At 42.4% G+C, this 20,844-nt stretch carries 17 protein-coding genes and 1 other RNA gene; 6 read left to right on the plus strand and 12 right to left on the minus strand.

Going from position 1 to position 20,844, the window contains the following annotated elements; translation table 11 throughout:
* Positions 1–39: 39 nt before the first annotated feature.
* Entirely contained in the window at positions 40–1,881 is a 1,842-nt protein-coding gene (locus tag H3V00_RS07445) for an ABC transporter ATP-binding protein (RefSeq protein ID WP_198207496.1), read from the minus strand.
* 143 nt (positions 1,882–2,024) lie between these two features.
* Between H3V00_RS07445 and rnpB the strand changes: the two genes are divergently transcribed.
* Positions 2,025–2,385, plus strand: an RNA gene (gene rnpB, locus H3V00_RS07450) — RNase P RNA component class A.
* Positions 2,386–2,547: 162 nt separating this feature from the next.
* On the opposite strand, the gene H3V00_RS07455 is transcribed toward rnpB, so the two are convergent.
* Positions 2,548–3,090 (minus strand): DUF4865 family protein, encoded by a 543-nt coding sequence (locus H3V00_RS07455; RefSeq protein WP_198207350.1) that lies wholly within the window; start codon positions 3,088–3,090, stop codon positions 2,548–2,550.
* A 128-nt stretch (positions 3,091–3,218) separates the two neighbouring features.
* Between H3V00_RS07455 and H3V00_RS07460 the strand changes: the two genes are divergently transcribed.
* The 3 genes from H3V00_RS07460 (at position 3,219) to H3V00_RS07470 (ending at position 6,782) form a co-directional block, all read left to right on the plus strand.
* The gene (locus H3V00_RS07460) at positions 3,219–3,938 is read left to right on the plus strand and encodes a LysR family transcriptional regulator (RefSeq protein ID WP_198207351.1); all 720 of its coding nucleotides are present in this window, start codon (positions 3,219–3,221) and stop codon (positions 3,936–3,938) included.
* Between the two features lie 406 nt (positions 3,939–4,344).
* Entirely contained in the window at positions 4,345–5,019 is a 675-nt protein-coding gene (locus H3V00_RS07465) for a hypothetical protein (RefSeq protein ID WP_198207353.1), read from the plus strand.
* 452 nt (positions 5,020–5,471) lie between these two features.
* Positions 5,472–6,782 (plus strand): MFS transporter, encoded by a 1,311-nt coding sequence (locus H3V00_RS07470; protein WP_198207355.1) that lies wholly within the window; start codon positions 5,472–5,474, stop codon positions 6,780–6,782.
* 171 nt (positions 6,783–6,953) lie between these two features.
* Here the strand turns inward: H3V00_RS07470 and H3V00_RS07475 are convergent, their stop codons facing one another.
* The 3 genes from H3V00_RS07475 to H3V00_RS07485 form a co-directional block, all read right to left on the minus strand.
* Complete coding sequence (locus tag H3V00_RS07475; RefSeq protein ID WP_198207357.1) at positions 6,954–8,090, minus strand: acyltransferase; 1,137 nt, start codon at positions 8,088–8,090, stop codon at positions 6,954–6,956.
* A 90-nt stretch (positions 8,091–8,180) separates the two neighbouring features.
* The gene (locus H3V00_RS07480; RefSeq protein WP_198207359.1) at positions 8,181–9,965 is read right to left on the minus strand and encodes an assimilatory sulfite reductase (NADPH) flavoprotein subunit; all 1,785 of its coding nucleotides are present in this window, start codon (positions 9,963–9,965) and stop codon (positions 8,181–8,183) included.
* A 192-nt stretch (positions 9,966–10,157) separates the two neighbouring features.
* The gene (locus H3V00_RS07485) at positions 10,158–11,135 is read right to left on the minus strand and encodes an L-lactate dehydrogenase (RefSeq protein ID WP_198207361.1); all 978 of its coding nucleotides are present in this window, start codon (positions 11,133–11,135) and stop codon (positions 10,158–10,160) included.
* A gap of 682 nt (positions 11,136–11,817) precedes the next feature.
* Here H3V00_RS07485 and tehB point away from each other — a divergent pair.
* Positions 11,818–12,678 carry an SAM-dependent methyltransferase TehB gene (gene tehB / locus H3V00_RS07490; protein WP_232335958.1) on the plus strand — a complete coding sequence of 287 codons (861 nt, stop codon included), beginning with the start codon at positions 11,818–11,820 and terminating at the stop codon, positions 12,676–12,678.
* A gap of 231 nt (positions 12,679–12,909) precedes the next feature.
* Here tehB and H3V00_RS07495 read toward each other — a convergent pair whose 3' ends face one another.
* The 5 genes from H3V00_RS07495 to H3V00_RS07515 form a co-directional block, all read right to left on the minus strand.
* Positions 12,910–13,572 carry a S24 family peptidase gene (locus H3V00_RS07495; protein ID WP_025331751.1) on the minus strand — a complete coding sequence of 221 codons (663 nt, stop codon included), beginning with the start codon at positions 13,570–13,572 and terminating at the stop codon, positions 12,910–12,912.
* A gap of 503 nt (positions 13,573–14,075) precedes the next feature.
* A complete protein-coding gene (locus tag H3V00_RS07500; protein WP_084551659.1) occupies positions 14,076–15,371 on the minus strand; it encodes a sulfate adenylyltransferase subunit 1 in 1,296 nt (431 codons plus the stop codon).
* 7 nt (positions 15,372–15,378) lie between these two features.
* On the minus strand, positions 15,379–15,981 hold the full coding sequence (locus tag H3V00_RS07505; RefSeq protein WP_084551660.1) for an alpha/beta hydrolase: 603 nt from the start codon (positions 15,979–15,981) through the stop codon (positions 15,379–15,381).
* On the minus strand, positions 15,981–16,895 hold the full coding sequence (gene cysD / locus H3V00_RS07510) for a sulfate adenylyltransferase subunit CysD (RefSeq protein WP_025331754.1): 915 nt from the start codon (positions 16,893–16,895) through the stop codon (positions 15,981–15,983). The genes H3V00_RS07505 and cysD overlap by 1 nt, the downstream gene beginning before the upstream one ends.
* A 56-nt stretch (positions 16,896–16,951) precedes the next feature.
* On the minus strand, positions 16,952–17,680 hold the full coding sequence (locus tag H3V00_RS07515) for a phosphoadenylyl-sulfate reductase (RefSeq protein WP_198207498.1): 729 nt from the start codon (positions 17,678–17,680) through the stop codon (positions 16,952–16,954).
* A gap of 253 nt (positions 17,681–17,933) precedes the next feature.
* Here H3V00_RS07515 and cysG point away from each other — a divergent pair, with 253 nt between their 5' ends.
* Positions 17,934–19,346 carry a siroheme synthase CysG gene (cysG, locus tag H3V00_RS07520; protein ID WP_198207363.1) on the plus strand — a complete coding sequence of 471 codons (1,413 nt, stop codon included), beginning with the start codon at positions 17,934–17,936 and terminating at the stop codon, positions 19,344–19,346.
* 70 nt (positions 19,347–19,416) lie between these two features.
* Here cysG and bfr (H3V00_RS07525) read toward each other — a convergent pair whose 3' ends face one another.
* Together bfr (H3V00_RS07525) and bfr (H3V00_RS07530) are read right to left on the minus strand one after the other, a co-directional pair.
* Positions 19,417–19,890, minus strand: coding sequence for a bacterioferritin (bfr, locus tag H3V00_RS07525; RefSeq protein ID WP_025331757.1), 474 nt, complete (start codon positions 19,888–19,890; stop codon positions 19,417–19,419).
* 10 nt (positions 19,891–19,900) lie between these two features.
* Positions 19,901–20,365: a bacterioferritin gene (gene bfr, locus H3V00_RS07530; RefSeq protein WP_025331758.1), complete on the minus strand. Its 465-nt coding sequence runs from the start codon at positions 20,363–20,365 to the stop codon at positions 19,901–19,903.
* Between the last annotated feature and the right edge of the window lie 479 nt (positions 20,366–20,844).

Here is a 20,844-nt window from a genome sequence, read left to right on the forward strand (position 1 = left end):
ATATATTAACGGAAAGATTTTTAACATATCTGATGTATATCAGGCTTCAGGCAAAAAACCACCGCTCTGCCGTTGCCACAGCATAGCATAAACACCATTTTTCGCCAGCAGCTCACTATGTGTGCCCTGCTCAACTATCTGCCCTTTATCCATCACAATCAGCCGATCCATTGCAGCAATCGTTGACAGCCGGTGAGCAATTGCCACAACCGTTTTGCCCTGCATTAACCGGGTGAGATTTTCCTGAATGGCGGCCTCTACTTCTGAATCCAGAGCACTGGTGGCTTCATCCAGCAGCAGAATCGGCGCATCTTTCAGAATTACACGGGCTATGGCAATCCGCTGGCGCTGTCCGCCAGACAGCTTCACACCGCGCTCACCCACATGTGCATCATATCCATGTCTTGCTTTAGAGTCTTCCAGTGACGGGATGAAACCATCCGCTGCTGCCTGCTGTGCTGCCCGTATCATTTCTTCATCAGAGGCATCCGGACGCCCGTAAACTATATTGTCACGTACCGAACGGTGCAGCAGAGAAGTATCCTGTGTCACCAGCCCCAGTGCTGCACGCAGACTGTCCTGTGTTACATCGCGGATATCCTGCCCGTCAATCAGAATACGCCCGCCCTGTACATCATAAAAACGCAGCAGCAGATTGGTCAGTGTAGTTTTACCGGCACCGCTGCGTCCGACCAGACCCACTTTTTCACCTGCTCGGATATGCAGGTTAAAATCGCGCAGCAGCGGTTTATCCTCACTGTAAGAAAAGTTTACATGCTCAAAATCAATCGCACCCTGATTAACTGTTAACGGCAGTGCCTTAGGTTTATCAACAATAGCATGCGGACGGGAAAGTATTTTCATACCATCTTCCACCGTACCGATATTTTCAAACAGACGCGCACTTTCCCACATTACCCAGCGTGAAAGACCATTAATCCGTGAGGCCATGGCTGTCGCCGTAGCAATAGCACCGACACCCACCTGCCCCTGCGTCCACAGCCAGATACCCAGACCAGCAGAACCGACTACCAGTAAAGTATTAATCATGGTGCTCAGACTATCCAGCAGGGTTGCCAGACGCATCTGCGCATTCACGGTTACCAGAAATTCCTGCATTGATGCTTTGGCATAGGCGGCTTCACGCGCACTGTGTGAAAACAGCTTCACCGTAGCAATATTGGTGTAGGCATCAGTAATACGACCGGTCATCAGACTGCGGGCATCTGCCTGCCTCTGAGCAGTTTCAGACAGCCTAGGAATCAGAAATCTGAGTACCATGACAAACAGCACTATCCACAGAATAAAAGGTAGCAATAACCAGCTGTCCATACCGGCAAGTATTACCCCGCTGGTAACAAAATAAACCAGTACATAAACCAGCATATTGGCCACAGACATTACCGTATCACGTACTGCAAGCGCGGTTTGCATTACCTTGGCAGAAACCCTTCCTGCAAATTCATCCTGATAAAAACCCATACTCTGCCCGAGCATCAGGCGGTGGAAATTCCAGCGCAAGCGCATCGGAAAGGCGCCCTGAAGAGTCTGAAACTGTACATTGGAAGAAAGAAATGACCAAATAATACTGAATATCAGCACAGCAGCCATCAGCAGCAGTTCATGTCCTTTTTCCGGCCATAACCTGTCTGGTGAATAAGCGCCAAGCCAGTCGATTACCGTACCAAGGAAGCGAAATACCAGAGCCTCCAGAATACCGGTACCTATGGTCATGACAACCATCAACAGCAGCCAGAGGCGTGCTCCTTCCAGACAACTCCAGATAAACGGTAACACACCTTTTTTCGGCGGTTGCGGAAGCATATCCGGATAAGTATCAATGCGGTTTTCAAACCAGCTGAAAAATCGGTTCAGTAACATATTGCGCGGGCTTTCTGCATAGATGAGCCATAGCGGCTGTACCAGCAAATACGGCAGCCAGAAAAATAATAAGACAAATCATTATACATAATCTGAAATATAAATCAGCTTTCAGTGGTTTGTGTTAGAATCCTGCAGGCACATCAGCATACCAGACAGTCGCTGTGCATAATATACATGCATGGAGGAAAGTCCGGGCTCCACAGAGCAGAATGCCGGCTAACAGCCGGGCGTCGTGAGGCGACGGAAAGTGGAACAGAAAGCATAACCGCCGATGGCTATGGGAAACCACAGCACAGGTAAGGGTGAAATGGTGCGGTAAGAGCGCACCGTGCCGTTGGTAACAACGTGTAGCAGGCTAAACCCCATTCGGAGCAAGACCAAACAGAATGCACTGACGCTGCTCGCCGAGCATTCGGGTAGGTTGCTAGAGCGGCACAGTAATGTGCCGCCCAGATGAATGACTGTCCGAGACAGAACCCGGCTTATCGGTTGTCTGATGTGCCCCTCAGCATAATGGTTATTCACACAGTTGTAACCGTTTTTCCGGCTCTCTTGTACTCATTGATTTTTCAGCATTTCTATGGCACCGGATATCAAAGAAAAACATAAAGTAAAAACAAGTTAGTTATCTATTGTTATCATTCATTGAACAATCTGATTAATTTATTTTTGACCATCCCCTGCATCAAGCGAAAGATGGAGAATCTGATACAGATTCTGATTATTTATGGCTGGTTTGTCTTTAAAAAAAGTAAATGCGGCATAACGCCATTTATCAGGATTATAAATAATCACTTTACCAGTTTTATTTTTATACTCAGCACTTTGAAAAGAAAAATCTCTTAACCGTACTTGTTCTGCTATAGAAAAATTTTCTTCTGATACATACCGGCTTTGTGAGAAATCATTTGTCAATTCCACTTCTGCTGTAATACCAATATTGATTTTTTGCCAGCCAAAAGAATTAATAATATTGTCAAAATAGCCCTCGAAAATAAATTTGTTCATTCCTTTGGTTTGTTTCCAAAGATAAAGAGGACAATATCCATTGCCTGTGTTGCCACTCTTTTTATCAGCAATTATATAAGCCTTAAATAATAAATCTTCAAAGCCATCTGTTTTAAAACCATTATCTTGAATACGATCTTTGATAATATTCATATCATAATCGGCTGGTAAACTAATTTTATATTGCATAGCCTGCATACTGAATTCCCGCTTTAAACGATGTAATTCAGTTTATAAATTTAATTAAATTTTGAATAATTCTAATCTGCGATTGAGTTATCAGAAAAAATGATAGGCATATACAACATATGGATTTCAAAGGATTAATGATTTTTAAAACAGTTTATGACGTTAAAAGTCTTAATAAAGCAGCAAAAATTTTAGGCTATTCACAATCTAATCTGACCGCACATCTGAAAAAGATGGAACATGAATTACGGGCAACGCTTTTTATCCGTAGTTTTGATGGAATGAAACCAACAGCACAAGGCCATCAGTTTTATGCTTTTAGCAATTCAACACTGGAAAAATTTGCACAAATAAAATTATCATTTAAATCTGTCAAACCTTTATTATTAATTTCAGAACTTCTGTTTCAGTTTATTGTTATTGAAAAGACTGAATATCAAATAGAATCAACAGATATTGTTATTAAAAAAACCTGTGAAATAGAAAATGAAATTAATCAGCATAATTATGATAAAGTCATTACTTTTAAAAAATTTAAGCATAAAGATTATGATTTAACAGAAACCGGATATTTACCTGTTGCCTTTTTAAAAAGTTCCGAAGTTACTACTCATCTGCATTTACCTGTCCTGATTAACAACGATGCAGATTGTCCCTTACGTGCCAAAACTTTAGCAATATATCCGCAGCTGACTAATATTATTACCATTGATTCTCTCAGCCAGCTGTTAAATATTGTTAAAAAGGGGCAGGCAATAGCACTATTGCCCGTATTCTTTGCGCAGGATAAACTTACACCACTTGATACTCACCAGTATCTGATTGACTATTTTTGTTATCAGCATCAATCAGTTTAAAAAATTTTATATCATATCAAGTTTACTATCACTACCCGGATCATTATTAACCGGTTAAGTCTGTTAATAAACCATTTGCTGTGAACTGAATACATCTGTATGGATTTTTACTGCTACAGCCTGCATGTCCGCACATCTGAATAGTGCCTTACCGATAAAAATTACTACTAAATAAGCGCAGAAATTATCTAAACAGGTACAAGGTTATGGTTTAATATTTATTCCCGCTGAATTGATAATATCACTAGTCAAAATCCTTAAATTTTGATTTAAATCATTCTATTTTTCATTGAAACAACATAATATCTATAAAATAAAACAGATATTTACATTCTTATATTCTCCAGTAACGCCTAATGCTGGATAACTATTGAATTCTTACTTTTTTAAACCCAGAGATAGCCAAATGCAAAAAATATTTATAGCCATTATTTTTGTTGTCTGTCAGCTAATCTCTTACTCAGCATTAGCAACCGTGGTAATAAGCCGACCCATTTATCAAATTGAAGCATCTGATTTTATAGAAAAATTCAATACTTTAAATAAACAATATCGATATAATCTGAAACCTATTAAAAAAGATGAAAACTTTCAATCTAAAATCATTTATCTCTTTAAATCTAATATCTACCTCGACATGAATAGCGTTTTTGAGTTGGTAGGCCGACTTGAACTTACCTGTGAACAATTCTCAAATAATAAATCAGCCGACATGAAAAAATGCCAGCAATCTATTCAGCTTATTAGTAAAGCATTTGATCCTGATTTTGAGCTTAGTGACTTCGAAGATAATAAAGTATGCACATCTATAGACGAGACAAACTCATGTTCCTATGAGTTCAATCATGTTAAGTACACTCTGGAAAATGAACAAGACACACAAACTTTACGCTTTATCATTTATCCGTTTAGTGAGCATGAATCAGATTACCCCACGAAATCTGAATCAGATCTGATGTCCTTAAAACTTGTTCAATACTATGCCAGCTATGTTATTAATTACGCTTTACCATTTCTACATACAGACAATCTTCTTATATATCTGAATATTAAGATACATCAACTCAGAATGAGTATTTAACAATATAAGACATACTGGTATGCAAATAATTTATATATTGGCATTACATTTCTAACTTAAAACTTAATTTGGAAAATGGAATATGGTTTTTATCCGTATACAGTATATTTTTAAACTGAATCTGATTTTATTAACAAATTTAAAATATACAGACAGTTTTATACCTGTAATTTGTACTGCTAATTGTGTTTAATCTCTTTATCCGAATAAAATTTATTCAGATGAAGTGAAAATTTTGGTTGTTTATTTTACATCGCCAGAGAAAATTTCATGCCGAATAATCACTACTAAATACTGTTAAATCTCAGGCTGCATCAACTCAGAAGGAGTATTTTGCAAAACCTGAATAATCAATGTAGATATAATTTAATTATTTGTCCGCTCAGTAACAGACTTTACATTAATAGTAGTTTTATGTCAGGCTTGGCCATTATTTAATTATCGGTATCAGCATGCACACGCGCCAGTTTTTGTCTTTATATGGTTCTATTTTTTTTCTGTTTTCCGGTTACGGGCTTATTCTGAATTCTGCCGGGGTAAAGCCGACTCAAATGGGAGTCAGTAATATTACCATCGGTGTGCTGAATGCTGCCTTTTTTATTGGTGGTACGATTTCTGCTATTGTTTCTCACCGGATTATTTCACGCGTAGGACATATCCGCAGCTTCAGCGTATTTGGTGCATTGTTTGCTATTGCCGCGCTCGCCCATCTGATGGTAGAACAGTTGTGGATGTGGGGGGTTTTGCGTGCATTACTGGGTTTTTGTCACTACAGCTTATTAATGGTAGTGGAAAGCTGGTTTACAGCACGCAGCGTTCCTCAGAACCGCGCCAAGATTCTGGCTCTGTACGAAGTAGTATATTACATGTCGTCAGCAACCAGCGTTCTGCTGCTAAGCCTGAATATGACCAGTAATAACATTTTTACACTGGCTGCTATTCTGGTGATTGCGGCCACGTTACCGGTAGGGCTGACCCGTATGCAGCAACCGGAAATTCCTAAACGTGAACGTATCAGCCTGCCGCACGTCTTTTCCATTGTACCACTGGCATGGATCGCCTGTTTTATGGCAGGGATTTTTATTAATGGCTTTTTCACCATGGGCTCGGTATTTATGCTGAAACTGGGCTACAGTCTGCCTCAAGTATCTCTGTTTCTGGGTTCTGCAATGATTGGAGGGTTTACCATCCAATTATTTATTGCCTGGCTGTCAAATAAATTCGGGCGCCCGCGTACTATTTTCGGCTGTGCCTGTGTAGCTGCGGTAGCAGCAATCAGTGGCATGCTGTTGTTAGTGGGGTTGCCGGGTAATATCTGGGCTCAGTGCGTGATTGCACTGGCTATCGGTTGTAGCGGCTTTCCGATGTATGCACTGGGGCTGGCACGCGCCAATGATGTTTTACCTGCCAATATGAATACAGTGGAAGTAAATCGCTGTCTGCTGTTTGTTTATGGTTTGGGCTCACTGGTGGCACCACTGATTCTGGGTTCAGTTATGCAGCTGTTCAATCATTTCGGCTTCTATAGTGTATATGCGATTATCGCAACCATTCTGGCAGTATATGCGTATATGCAGCCGGCTGTCCCTGTTTCAGAACGCAGTGTTTATGTACCGGTATCCGGTAATGTTGGACAGATGACTGCCGAGCTTGACCCGCGCAACAATAATGCTACTGATACTCCGTATGATGCCCAAAGTGCAGAACAGCATATTCATGAAACTTTGCAGAATACTGATACTCAGGATCAGCTGGATAAATAACTATTTGCAAAGCAAGCAATATATTGCAAACCATACTGTCCGGATCACTGAATTGTTCCGGGCAGAATTATGGTGGTATTAAATCCTGAATTATCTGTATCTGTACTAAGCATTAGTTTTCTGAACGTGATACAACCATTTGCCGCACTCTAGAAAAATTTGTTTGAACGTTTATTCTTTCAGCCATGAAAATTTACGCCGGCCTAAAGCAATAAATGGTTTTTCAATATACTGAAAAGTCAGGGTACAGATAGTCAGTAAAATCAACAATACTGCTGTAGATACTAATGTGTATTGTGTGCAGTTCAAAATTAAATGATGGGAAACTATATATTTATTCATACAGAACCAGCCAATACCATGTAATAAATAAATACTGTAGCTGGCATCACCGAGCCGTATAAAAGCTTTGAGCCGTAACAGCCCGAATATATCGCCACCGAGCGCAATCAGACCAAACAGCATTGCAAACAGTGGTAAAAAATTAATGTCATAGTTACCATTAGTAATACAAAAAATCAGTACCAGTAACAGCACGATACCGATATCACAGAATTTTTTAGATATCTGTACAGTTTCTGACAATATTCTGGCCAGTGCGCCTATGGCAAAACAGGCAATAAAGTAAGCTTTTTGCTGATTAAATGGGGCAATCAGATAAACGGCAATAAATATTACGATTATTGCCAGAGGCAGTAAACCGGTTTTCGGGCGCAGAATACATATCAGTGGCAGGGAAAAATAAAATGCCCATTCCCAGTATAGCGTCCAATATACACCTGCATTAATCAATCGGGCGTCCTGCATACCGAATAATCCTGGTTTAATGCCAGTAATACCGGCATCAAACCAGTAATACAGATTAAGCAGCATATCACGTGTAACCAGTGTATGTCTTTGAAAATACAGTGCAAGTAATATACAGCAGGCAGAAGATAAACAAAATACCGGTGCAATGCGCAGCAGACGCTTCTGATAAAACTGTATCCACGAAACGGGGCCAGAATGCGCAAACAGATAACCTGAAAGCATGAAAAACAAAGTAACAGCGAATGCACCAAGACGCAGATTGAGCAGATTATGGACAAATACGGCCGGTGTCCATGGCTGACCGTGCAAATAATAATAGCTGTAAACATAATGATGCATGGCTACACTGAAAGCTAATATAAAGCGCAGACCATCCAGTCGCTCTATCCGCCGGCTACCGGGATTATCCATAAATGCAAACAGTCTGGTTCGAAATACTGCCCAGCACAGTATTAATAATCCCAGCATCCAGCCAAACATTTGATATGAAAAAAGCATAAAAATATTAACAATCAGTAGTAAACACAACCTGATATTAATGTTTTTTTACGGTATCTGTGAATCCGGTTTTAAGAATCAGGCCTGCTGTTAGTATACGTCACGCTGATAGCGTTGCTGCTGACGCAGTTCACTCAGATATTCATCAGCATCTTCAGAGCTGAGTTTACCCTGCTCAGTAACAATATCCAGCAGTGCCTGCTCAACGTCACGAGCCATTTTGCCGGCATCGCCGCAAACATAAATATGCGCTCCGCGCTGTAACCATTCCCAGATATCCTGTGCACGCTCCCGCAATTTATGCTGTACATAAACCTTTTCGTTTTCCTGACGGCTCCAGGCAAAATCGTAACGTGTTAGTAAACCGCTTTTGCGGTATTGCAGCCATTCGGCCTGATAAAGAAAATCATCAGTAAATTTCTGATTACCGAAAAACAGCCAGTTTTCACCTGCGTCACCATTGGCATCACGCTGTTGCATGAATGCGCGAAACGGTGCAATACCTGTACCGGCACCAATCATGATAATGGGGGTATTACCATCTTCAGGTAAGCGGAAACGGTGATTTTCTTCAATAAATACGCGTACTGCTTCCCCTTCCGGCAAACGTTCACCGAGAAAACCGGACGCACCCCCTGTATATTGCCGTTCACGCTGAATAAAACGCACCACACCCACGGTCAGATGAACTTCCTCGCCAACTTCATCCTGACTTGAAGCAATTGAATACAGGCGCGGTGTAAGCGGACGAAATAAATCATGTAATGCCTGTGCATCAATTAAATGCGGATAGGCTGCCAGCACACTGACTGGCGCAGTGGTGGCAATAAACTGTTTCAAGGCTGTACTGTCAGCTACGATTTCATCCAGTTCGGCATTTTGTATCTGCCGGGCATAGTTTTGCACCAGAGCAGGTGTATTCTGAGTAATATCCAGCTCATTCTGTAAAGCTTCTCCGATGCTTATTTCACGTCCGTCAGCCAGTCGAACCAGTGCATCCCGGTCTACCTGAGTATGCTGCAAAATTTCTTCTACCAATGTGGCTGCATTCTGATAAAACACACCCAGTGCATCCCCGGGCTGATAACGGATACCAGAACCGGTTAAATCGATTTCGATGTGTTCGACATCTTTGTTGGCTTCAGGTGTGGTGATCCGCTGGCGCAAACTTAAGGTAGCGCTGAATGGTGCTGCTTTGGTAAATACCGCAGTTTGTGCAGCGACTACACTTTGCTGAACCTCATTACTTATGTTTGCGCTATTAGTGTTATTCAGCTCACTGATAAGAGCAATAATTTTATCTTGCCATGCTGCGGCACTGCTCTGATAGTCGACATCACAGTCTGTTCGTTCAGCAAGGCGCTGCGCCCCCAGATGAGCCAGTTGATTATCAAAATCCTTAGCACACTGACAAAATTGCGGATAACTGCTGTCTCCCAGTCCCAGTACCGCAAAGTGAAGCTGATTAAGAGCCGGTGCTTTTTTACCAAACAGATATTTATATAGTGGTAAAGCTTCTTCCGGGGGTTCGCCTTCGCCCTGCGTTGAAGTTACCAGCAAAAGAATATCTTCACTGGAGAGCTGCTTGATTTTATAGTCGCCGCTGGCGATTAAAGCTGCATTAATACCGGCAGCTTCAAGTTTCAGTTGCAGACTTTCTGCCACACGACGTGCGTTACCGGTTTGTGAAGCAGATAAAACCAGTACCTTGCGTGCTGCAACCGGTTCTGCAACACCAGATACCGGCAACGCTGCCGGAGAAACCGTATTTTGCTGCTGACTGTTTGCCCATGCATAGCCGGACAGCCAGGCCAGTTGTGTTGGTGAAAGGCTGGCAAGCGATTGCAGCAATTCATGGGAAATGGGTATGCTCATGGCTTGTGCTCGATAAAGTTATGATTAATGTAATTTTCAGACTGAAATAGATAGTCAGCCATACTAGCAAGCACAAAGTTTTTTGAGAAAGAAATGACGCTTATTTAGATAGAAGCAGTAAGAATATATAAAAAGGCAACCCTTCGGATTGCCTTGAATCGGATGGTCTGGCTTGCCTCCAGACTGTCCGGATTAGCGTTTAATACCGATTTCCGGAAAAGATTTACGCATTACTTCATCCAGATGGCGGGCTGAAGCACGCATTAAACCCTGCTCTTTTTCATTCAGCGGAATTTCAATTACCTGACGTATACCATGCCGGTCTAACACTGCCGGTGTACCAATATACATATCATTAACACCATACTGACCGTTCAAATAAGCAGAAACCGGTAAAATGGTATTTTCATCATCCAATAATGCGCGGCAGATACGTGCCAGAGCAGCACCGACACCATAGTAAGTAGCACCTTTAAGGCGAATAATATCGTAAGCGGCATTGACCACACGATCAGCAATAATATCCAGATCTGCTTCGGTAAAGCGCGGGTCACCTTTAATCCATTCTTCTATGGTCAGCCCGCCTACACTCAGGTGAGACCAGGCCGGAAACTCGGTGTCTCCGTGTTCACCCAGAATATATCCGCTTACTGTGCGCGGATCGACATTCAGTAAATACCCTACATATTTACACAAACGGGCGGAATCCAAAGATGTACCGGAACCGATTACCCGTTCTGCCGGAAAACCGGAAATTTTCCATGTAGCATAAGTCAGAATGTCAACCGGATTCGAAGCCACCAGAAAGATACCGTTAAAGCCAGACTCTACTATATGAGTGACAATGCTTTTAATGATATGCAGATTACGATTAACCAAATCCAGACGTGATTCACCGGGTTTTTGAGCAGCACCGGCAGTAATGACTACGATATCAGCATCAGCAGCGTCACTGTAATCACCGGCGTAAATGTTTTTCGGATAAGTAAACAGTAATGCATCAGCAATATCTTTAGCATCACCATGTGCTTTATCACGGGCAACATCGACGATAACCAGTTCCTGACCGATACCTTGCAGGGTAGCAGCATAGGCAAAAGTGGAACCAACTGCACCGGCGCCGACCAGAACAATTTTCTGGTGATTTTTGGCATTAGTAGGCTGTAACATAAATCAACCTCGTTTCTATGGATAAATACAAAACTATATGAATTTATGCATAAATTGTAACAGATTATCATATACCATTTTTTTTATTTATTTATATTCATTATTCATTACAAATTTTGGTATATTAGACCTATAAATATAATTTTATGTATATTTTTTGCCAGTTATATTGATATTTTCGTGAATTTAACATAATTATATTTAATTTTGAATAATATCTTTACGCTGGCAAATTCTATTTTATACCTGACTAAAAACCAAAATATTGATCTTTATTTATAGACTTTATTGATTATTGATATAGTTAGTTATAAAAAGTGGTTTCGAATTACTACTCGTAAGAACTATGTCAAATATTCATTTATTGTATTTATAATCTGCCTTTTTCTCTTAATGTTATCGCCATTCTAAAATAGAATAAATTATGGCCTTGCGAATACCAGGCTAGAGGCATCATAAAATTTTGCATTAAAGGTAAATTGAATAAATATCTATTTTTATGATCAAAGGAAGATTTATTCTTGATATTCGGAATATAAATACGGGTTATTTTAAAGATAAAGATGCTATGTTATCTGTAAGGTAACAATAGCAAATTAAATTAATTTTGAGTCATCTCTTTAACTAATAAAAAAAGCCATATACTATGGTATCAATAAGTTATTTTATTAATAGTGATGTGATGAAAAATTTAATTTGCTATAAAACGTTGCCAGTCTGGAATGCACAAACCTTACCGAAACAGTTTCGTGAACAGCATAATACACAAACAGGTACCTGGGCAAAATTAAATATTATTAAAGGTTATGTGAATTTCGATATATTAACTGAACAGGGAGACATCATTTCTGAGCATGTTTTCAATACTCAGCAGCAACCACCGTTGATTTTACCGCAGCAATGGCACCGGATAGCTCAGATATCGGATGATTTGCAATGCCAGCTGGCTTTTTATTGTCTGCCGGAAGACTACACTCAGAAAAAATATCAAATGACCAAAACGCACTCTGAAGTACTGGCAGTTAGTCAGCTCATTTCAGCAGGGAAAGTTTTGGATTTAGGTTGTGGTTCCGGTCGTAACTCACTCTATTTACAGCAACTGGGTTTTGATGTTGATTCCGTTGATAAATCAGAGGTGAGTATTAATAATTTACAAAGCATTATTGCTAATGAACATTTATCCCATATTAATGCATCTGTTTATGATATAAATCAGGCTGATTTAACAGGTAATTACGATTTAATTATTTCAACAGTGGTAATGATGTTTCTACAGGCAGACAGAATTCCCGATATCATTCGCAATATGCAAATGATAACAAAACCGGGGGGATATAATTTAATTGTCAGTGCAATGTCCACTGACGATTTCCCTTGTACAGTCGGGTTTTCGTTTACTTTTAAAGAGAATGAATTGCGTAATTATTATCAGGACTGGAATATTCTGAAATACAATGAAGATGTTGGTGAACTGCATAAAACCGATAGTGATGGTAATCGAATAAAACTGCGATTTGCCACTTTACTGGCACAAAAAAAGTAATATCTCAGGATGTAGTTTAGTACAATTGAAAACATGCAATGATTAAATAGAAAATTCAATAATAACTATATAAGATTAAAAAACGATAATGCCAGTTTCAGACTAAGTAACACTTATTTGGAAACAGTCAGATCTGCTTCCCTGGAACCAGCAGAGCATTAGTAAACAATTTACTGAATTAAAAGTAAAAGTATCCGGCTTAATTAAAAAATAACATGATAATGACACCAATTACAACTCTACAGCGTAATAAAATATCCGGCCAATGATAATAATGTGATTAGCTGGTATACAGACATCACTATATTCCTTTGTATTAAAGGCATGCAAACGTATTTCTTCGTAGGGCATTGAATATAGTTTCCTGATGCGATACTGGTGATTTTGTTTAATCAGATATAAATTACCATCAATAATATTGGTGCGGTTTAAATCTACTGCAAAAATAGTCCCGTAAGGAATAATAGGTTCCATACTATTATCATTTACCGAAAAGCACACCACCATTTGCGGATTGATTTTTTTACGCTCCAGAAGCTCAGTTCTTAAACTGATTCTTTTACCGTGCTGAATATGCAGTTGTTTTGACTGCACACTGCCGGCCTGTTCTATTGAAGAATAAAATGGAACGAGTGTTTGATCCTGATTTTCTGCAATAATATTTACTTCCGCAGCCAATGTTGTGGTTGTAGCCGGAAAAGGACTACCACGGCCTTCACGTAACCAGGATAAACTGACACCCAGTATATTGGCCAGTATATCCAGATTTTTCGGTTCGTAATGACCATTCTCCCATTTAAATACGGCAGTTTTAGAAACCCCCATTCTATCAGCCACCTGTTGCTGTGACAGAGCCACATGCTTGCGCGCCTGTTTAATCCGATCGCTTAACATCAGTTATCTCCTGACTCAAATACAGAATGATGTTAACGTAAATCGTGTTATGTTTTGTTTATACGAATAATCATTTTTAATATATAAAATATGGAAATTTATCCAAAAAAAGTTAATATTATTTACCCTATATAAATTATCCAATAATATTAATATGATAATTCATCATAAACTTTAATTAATATCATATTACATTAACAATTTGACTTTTTAAACTTTCAGTTTAACGTCATTTTTACATATTTTTTACACAAAAGTTTGATATAAATCTTATTCTGACATTGTATGTTTGCATTCAAAGCATCAGATATTTACCTATTAGATATTAAATATATCTGAATTTTGCCGGATAAATAATTTGAAACGACGAATAAATTTAATAAATATTATCTACAAGTTAATATATGCCAAAACAATACCAGCCTGAGTATCAGGCTGGTACCAGACAGAATATTAATTCTGTCTGCTTATTTTCAATAGATTAACTATTATTGAATGCGGTTTTAAGCAACAGAAACAATCATACCGGCTGCAACAGTATGGTTGGTGGCTTCATCAATCAGAATAAAGGCTCCGGCAGCGGGATTATCCTCATAAGTCGTTGCTACCACGGGTTTCTGAATACTAAGCTGTACACGGCCAATATCGTTTAGCTGCAGGCTGTCGCTGTCTTCGCGATGGTTCAGGCTTTGTACATCCAGCAGATAATCAACCTGTTTGATTTTGGCGTATACCGTCTGAGTAGTATGCTTGAACCAGTAGCGGCGGGCTGAGTTTAAGGGTTTGCTGTCGAACCAGCACACGGAAGCACTGATGGTTTTTACTGGCTGTAATGCACTATCTGCTGCCACCAAACTGTCGCCCCGGGAAACATCAACATCATCTGCTAGTACCACAGTCAGCACAGCTCCTGACTGTGCCTGCTCCACCTGACCATCAGGCGTATAAATGGCCGCTATGGTACTGGTCTGCCCTGCCGGTTCAATGCGTATACGGTCGCCCACTTTCAGGGTACCTTGTTCCAGACGCCCCTGATAACCGCGAAAATCATCTGCGCTGCTGCCATCCAGCCGGGCAACCCGCTGAACAGGGAATAATGCAGGAGCAGACAGTAACTGGCTGCTGCGGTTGGCAGCGGGCAGGCTTTCCAGCAAAGGCAACAGAGGCTGCCCCTGATACCATGGCATATGCGCGCTGGCAGTCACTATATTGTCACCATTCAAAGCTGATATGGGTACGTAGCTGATATTGTGCAAATCCAGAGCAACAGCCAGTTCAGCATAGGCACGCTTAATGGCATTAAATTTTTCTTCACTGTAATCCAGTAAATCCAGTTTGTTTACTGCCACAATAATATGCGGCGTACCCAGCAGTTTCAGTATTGCGCTATGGCGGCGGGTTTGCGGCAGTAAGGCTGGTGTATGTTCAGTGTAATCCAGCCGGGTGGCATCTATGAGAATAATGGCAGCATCAGCAGTAGATGCACCTGTAACCATATTGCGTGTGTACTGCTCATGTCCCGGCGTGTCAGCAATAATAAATTTACGCGCCGGCGTGGCAAAATAACGATAGGCTACATCTATAGTAATACCCTGCTCACGCTCAGCGGCAAGTCCGTCAGTTAGCTGAGCAAAATCAGGAATGCCGTCGGCGGTACGCTTGTGCTTGCCGTGATACAGCGAAGCAACCTGATCAGCCAGTAAGGACTGACTGTCAAACAGCAGTCGTCCTATCAGCGTGGATTTACCATCATCTACGCTGCCGGCAGTAATAAAACGCAATACAGAATCAGTACTCATCGGTGTCTCACTTTTTTAAGGTTGCCGCCTGTGCCAGCATCTGTTGCAGGCTGTCCCGGGCAGGTTCCAGTTTTCTGAAGCCGTCTTCTGCCATCAGATGGCCGCCATCAGGGATATACTGAATACTGCTATGCAAGGCATGGGCAATATGGTTACTGGCTGCTTCGGGAACATATTGGTCATTAGTTGAAATAATGCTGTGAACCGGCATACTGATTTGCTGCAATACTGCAAAATCCGGCTGACTGGCATCGATATAACCATCCAGTATTTGTAGCCTGGGCAGGTGTGCGGCAAAGCCAGCAACCAGAATCAGACCGCCCAGCCGTGCAGGTTTATGCCGGCTGAGAAATTGCAGCAATGTAATAACGCCAAGACTATGACCAATCAGAAAAGTCTGTTCATCCGGCTGCCCGATAAGCTTATCCAGTGTCTGCTGCCATTGCGCTGCCTGCGGATAATCCGGCTGAGGCATAAGCGGTACGGTTACTTCTGCACCGGTTGGCCGGATCTGTGCAGCCAGCCAGTCGAACCAGTTATCCTGCGGACTGCTCTGAAAACCATGCACAATAAATATTCTGGCCGGTAATACCGTTTGTTTTTCTGTCATCAGAAATAACCTGCTTTCTTGCGCTCTTCCATCGCTGCTTCCGATACCTGATCATCCATACGGGTAGCATTACGTTCGGAAATCGTGGTTTGTGCAGTTTCAGCAATAATTTCTGCTGCTGTACTGGCTGTGCTGGCTACCGGACAGGTGCAGGAAATATCACCAACAGTCCGGAAACGCACACTGCGCACAATACTGACTTCACCTTCTTTTTTCGGTGTCAGCTCTGTTACCGGTACCAGCATAGCGTTGCGCTCAACGACTTCTCGCTGATGTGCATAGTAAATCTCCGGCAAAGCAAGCTGTTCACGCGCGATATATTGCCAGATATCCAGTTCTGTCCAGTTGGAAATCGGAAAAACCCGCATATTTTCACCCGGATGCAGACGTGTATTGTACAAATCCCATAATTCGGGACGCTGGTTTTTCGGATCCCACTGACCAAATTCATCCCGAAAAGAAAAAATCCGTTCTTTAGCCCGGGCTTTTTCCTCATCCCGTCTGGCACCGCCCATTAATGCATCAAAGCCATTGGCTTCAATTGTTTCCAGCAGAGTGACAGCCTGTGCGGCATTCCGTGAATCTGTAGCCCGGCGCAGAGTCACACTGCCGCGGCGGATCGACTCTTCTACACTGCCAACGACCAGACGTGCACCAAGGCGACGTACGACTTCATCACGAAAAGCAATAACCTCCGGGTAGTTGTGTCCGGTATCTATATGCACCAGTGTCAATGGCAGTTGCAGGCTGTGTCCCGGAATCTGAAAAGCCTTTACGGCCAGAGACAGCAGCACCACTGAATCCTTGCCGCCGGAAAACAGTAATGCCGGATTGCGTGCTTCGGCCACTACTTCGCGGATAATATAAATAGATTCAGCTTCCAGCCAGTCCAGATGTTTGTCTTGAATACTCATGATATTCCCGTTACGGGCACAGACCATTCTGTCTGCAACCCTGAGTTGATTTCAGCTTATTTATGTAAACCACATTCTTTACTGTCCTGACTTTCCCACCACCAGCGTCCGGCACGAATGTCTTCGCCTGCTTTCACAGGGCGGGTACAGGGCTCACAGCCGATACTGGGATAACCTTGCTGATAAAGGGCATTAACCGGTAACTGCTGCTGCCGGGCATATGCCCATATTTCAGTTTCCAGCCATTCAGCCAGAGGATTATATTTAGCCATGCCGTGCACCTGATCCTGCTCTGCCAGAGCCAGAGCAGTACGTGTTGCCGACTGCTCACGCCTTTGTCCGGTTATCCATGCATCGGCCTGACTCAGGGCACGGCCAAGCGGTTCGATTTTGCGGATATGACAGCACTCACGTCTCAGTGCAACACTGTCATAAAAAGCCAGCTTGCCGTGAGCGGCGATATATGCATTAATAGCGTGTTCATCCGGCCGGTATTCCGCAATACAAATACCCCAGTGCTGCCGCACAGCCCCCAGCAAGCTCAGTGTTTCACTGTTCAATGCACCAGTATTAAGCGTAAATACTTCAATAGGCAGCTGTTCGCGGGCAATCACATCAGTAATGACCATGTCTTCAACCGCCAGACTGGAAGCAAATTTAACATGGTGATGCTGCTGTGCAATCTGCTGCAAGCGTGTTGTCAGCTCGGCTGTCAGAGCCGACAGGCGGCCGGTGGCAGCCGCATCATGCGGAGGAGTCCACAAACGGGGACGCAACATGGTTATCACTATCCTGAATGCACAAATTATTAATGACAGTAATTGTTTAACCGGATTACTGTCTGAATAGCACAAATAGTAACAAGTGCAGCCGGCATGGCGGAAAGAATAAAAATTTCTTTCTTTATAACCAAACTTCCGGTCACTGATGCTGCTGTTACAGATATAACTGCCAACGCTTTGGTTAGAAAAATTGCTTCTTTTTCATCCGGGCACCGGCGCTTATAAGATAGCGTATAAACAACAACGACAAGTCAGCATGAATCACTACCCGATTTTTACCCAACTACACCAGCGTAAGGTATTACTGGTGGGTGGCGGCCACGTAGCCGAACGCAAAGCCGGTGCTTTGTTAGAGGCTGGTGCGCATCTGCTGGTGGTCGCACAGCAGACTACAGCCAGATTTAAAGAATGGTTTGACCGGCAACAGGCTGAGCATATCGGTACCGAATTCAGCCCTGATTTATTAAACGGTATTTTTCTGGTGATTGCCGCAACCAGCGATCATGCGCTTAACCGGCGTATTTTTCAGGCAGCCGAAGCAGCTGCCACTTTCTGCAACTGCGTAGACCAGCCAGATTGCTGCTCATTTATTGTCCCGGCACTGATTGACCGCAATCCGATACAGGTAGCGGTAAGCAGCGGCGGTCATGCACCTGTGCTGGCACGGCTGATTCGTAAGCAAATTGAATTATTACTGCCCTTTTCTATCGGACGGGCAGCGGCGATAGCCGGACGCTGGCGTAAACGAGTCAAAGCCACACTGCACAACATGAGCGAACGCAGGCGTTTCTGGGAATATCTGTTTGAACACAGCCGTTTTAACCAGTATATTGCCCGTGGCAATGAATCAGCAGCAGAAACACTGCTGCAACAACAACTGACGCAGCATCAGCCTTTGCCACAGGGCGAAGTTACTCTGGTCGGAGCCGGCCCGGGCGATGCCGGTCTGCTGACCCTGCATGCTTTACAGGCGATACAGGCAGCAGATGTGGTGTTATATGATGCACTGGTTTCAGCAGAAGTACTGGATTTGGTCAGGCGTGATGCATTAAAAATCAGTGTAGGCAAACGTTGCGGACACCATCAGGTACAGCAACAGCAAACCAATGAATTACTGGTACAGTGGGCGCAGCAGGGAAAACGCGTTGTGCGTCTGAAAGGCGGTGATCCGTTTATATTCGGTCGTGGTGGAGAAGAATGTGCCATATTGCAGGCTGCTGAGATTCCGTTTCGGATTATTCCGGGTATCAGTGCCGGTCTGGGAGCAACTGCCTATGCCGGTATTCCGCTAACCCATCGTGATTATGCTCAGAGTGTATTATTTATTACCGGCCATCAGCAGCTGGCCGACCAGCCTTATGGCTGGCAGACACTCGCCCGTAACCGGCAGACACTGGTCATTTACATGGGTACGCTGAAAGCGGCTGAAATCAGCAGACAACTCATTAACCACGGACGTGCCGCCGATACACCGGTTGCGATTATCTCTCATGGTACGCTGTCCAGCCAGAGTGTCTTAACCGGCAGGCTGCATCAGCTGGCCGATCTGGCTCAACAGGCTGATACACCGGCTCTGATGGTTATCGGTGAAGTAGTACAGTTACGGGAGCAACTGGCATGGTTTAACCAGACGGATAACCAACCTGTTGTCAGTGAAGCTGCTGCTTAGAAATTAATCATTTCTCCGGCTGAAAAAACAACACGTTTGCAAACGTGTTGTTTTTTCATTCAGGCAAGTATCAGTCTGCCTGCGCTGCGGTCTGGGCATAATTAGCCAGACCAACTTCTTCAATCAGGTCTAGCTGTGTTCCCAGCCAGTCCAGATATTCTTCATTTACTGCTTTTTGCTGTTCAAGCAAATCACGGGAGACAAAATCCAGCTGGCTTTCACATACTGCAATGGCATCAGCCAGTGCCACATGTTTTGCCTGTTCTGCCTGCTGGTCACATTGCAGAATTTCGATGATATTTTCGCCAACCAGAATTTTGCCGTATTCCTGTAAATTAGGCAGTCCCTCCAGCAGCAGAATGCGTTCAATCAGTGCATCCGCACTTTTCATATCGCGAATCGAATGTTTGTATAATGCCTCACCCAGTTCGGCAAAACCCCAGTTACGTAATATCCGTGCATGTAAAAAATACTGATTGATGGATACCAGCAACAGACCCAGATTTTTATTCAATGCCTGTAAGGCCAGACGATCACCCTGCATATCATTCTCCTTACAGCTGGCTTTGCAGATAATTCGGCAAACCCATTATTTCAATCTGGCGTAACTGTTGCTCCAGCCAGTGAGCATGGTCTTCTTCAGTATCTTTCAGCTGTGTCACCAGAAACTGCCGGGTGACATAGTCCTGTTCCTGCTCACACAGCTTAATTGCATCTTTCAGATTCTGGCGTACACAAAGCTCTGTTGCCAGATCATTTTCAAGCATACTAATCACATCAGTACCGACATTAATTGCATCCGGTACCATTTCCGGTTTGCCATTGAGCATCAGAATACGGTGAATAAACTGGTGAGCATGATCGGTTTCTTCCTGCATCTCATGGTCTATACGCTGAAAAAGCTTCATATAGCCCATATCTTCATACATGCGTGAATGCGCAAAATACTGGTCACGTGCGGCCAGCTCTCCTGCCAGTAACCGGTTTAAACAATCCAGTACAACTTTTTTGCCTTCCATGTCTGTTTCCTTTTTACTCAAAACTCTTCTGCTAATTCGTCCAGACAGGCATGCTCAATCACTAAACAGTCGTCAACAAACCGCCCTGACTCATTTGCCGTCATAGCCTGAACGTCATTCATAGAATTTTATTTATTAATTTATCGTTGCCGGTATCATCAGCAGATTAGGCGATGCACTGACATCGCGCAGTCATTTATACGGGGAAAAATATTCTAAAATAATATCTTTACAGTCTTGGGTTGCAGACTATCACTAGCCCGCAACCCGACTCCCCTCTAAATAGTTGTATTAACAAAGCAATAAATTCTGCATAATCATCAATACAACCATTCAGGGTTATCATAACATTAAATTAAATAACTATTTTTAATCTAAATAAAACTAATTTTCATAATAATTTGATAAAATATTCTCAATTTAACAAAATATTAAATAAAAACATAGCTTTATAACAATAATAGTTATCACCATCTATT

The organism is Snodgrassella sp. W6238H11 (assembly GCF_016100525.1).
GTDB lineage: Bacteria > Pseudomonadota > Gammaproteobacteria > Burkholderiales > Neisseriaceae > Snodgrassella > Snodgrassella alvi.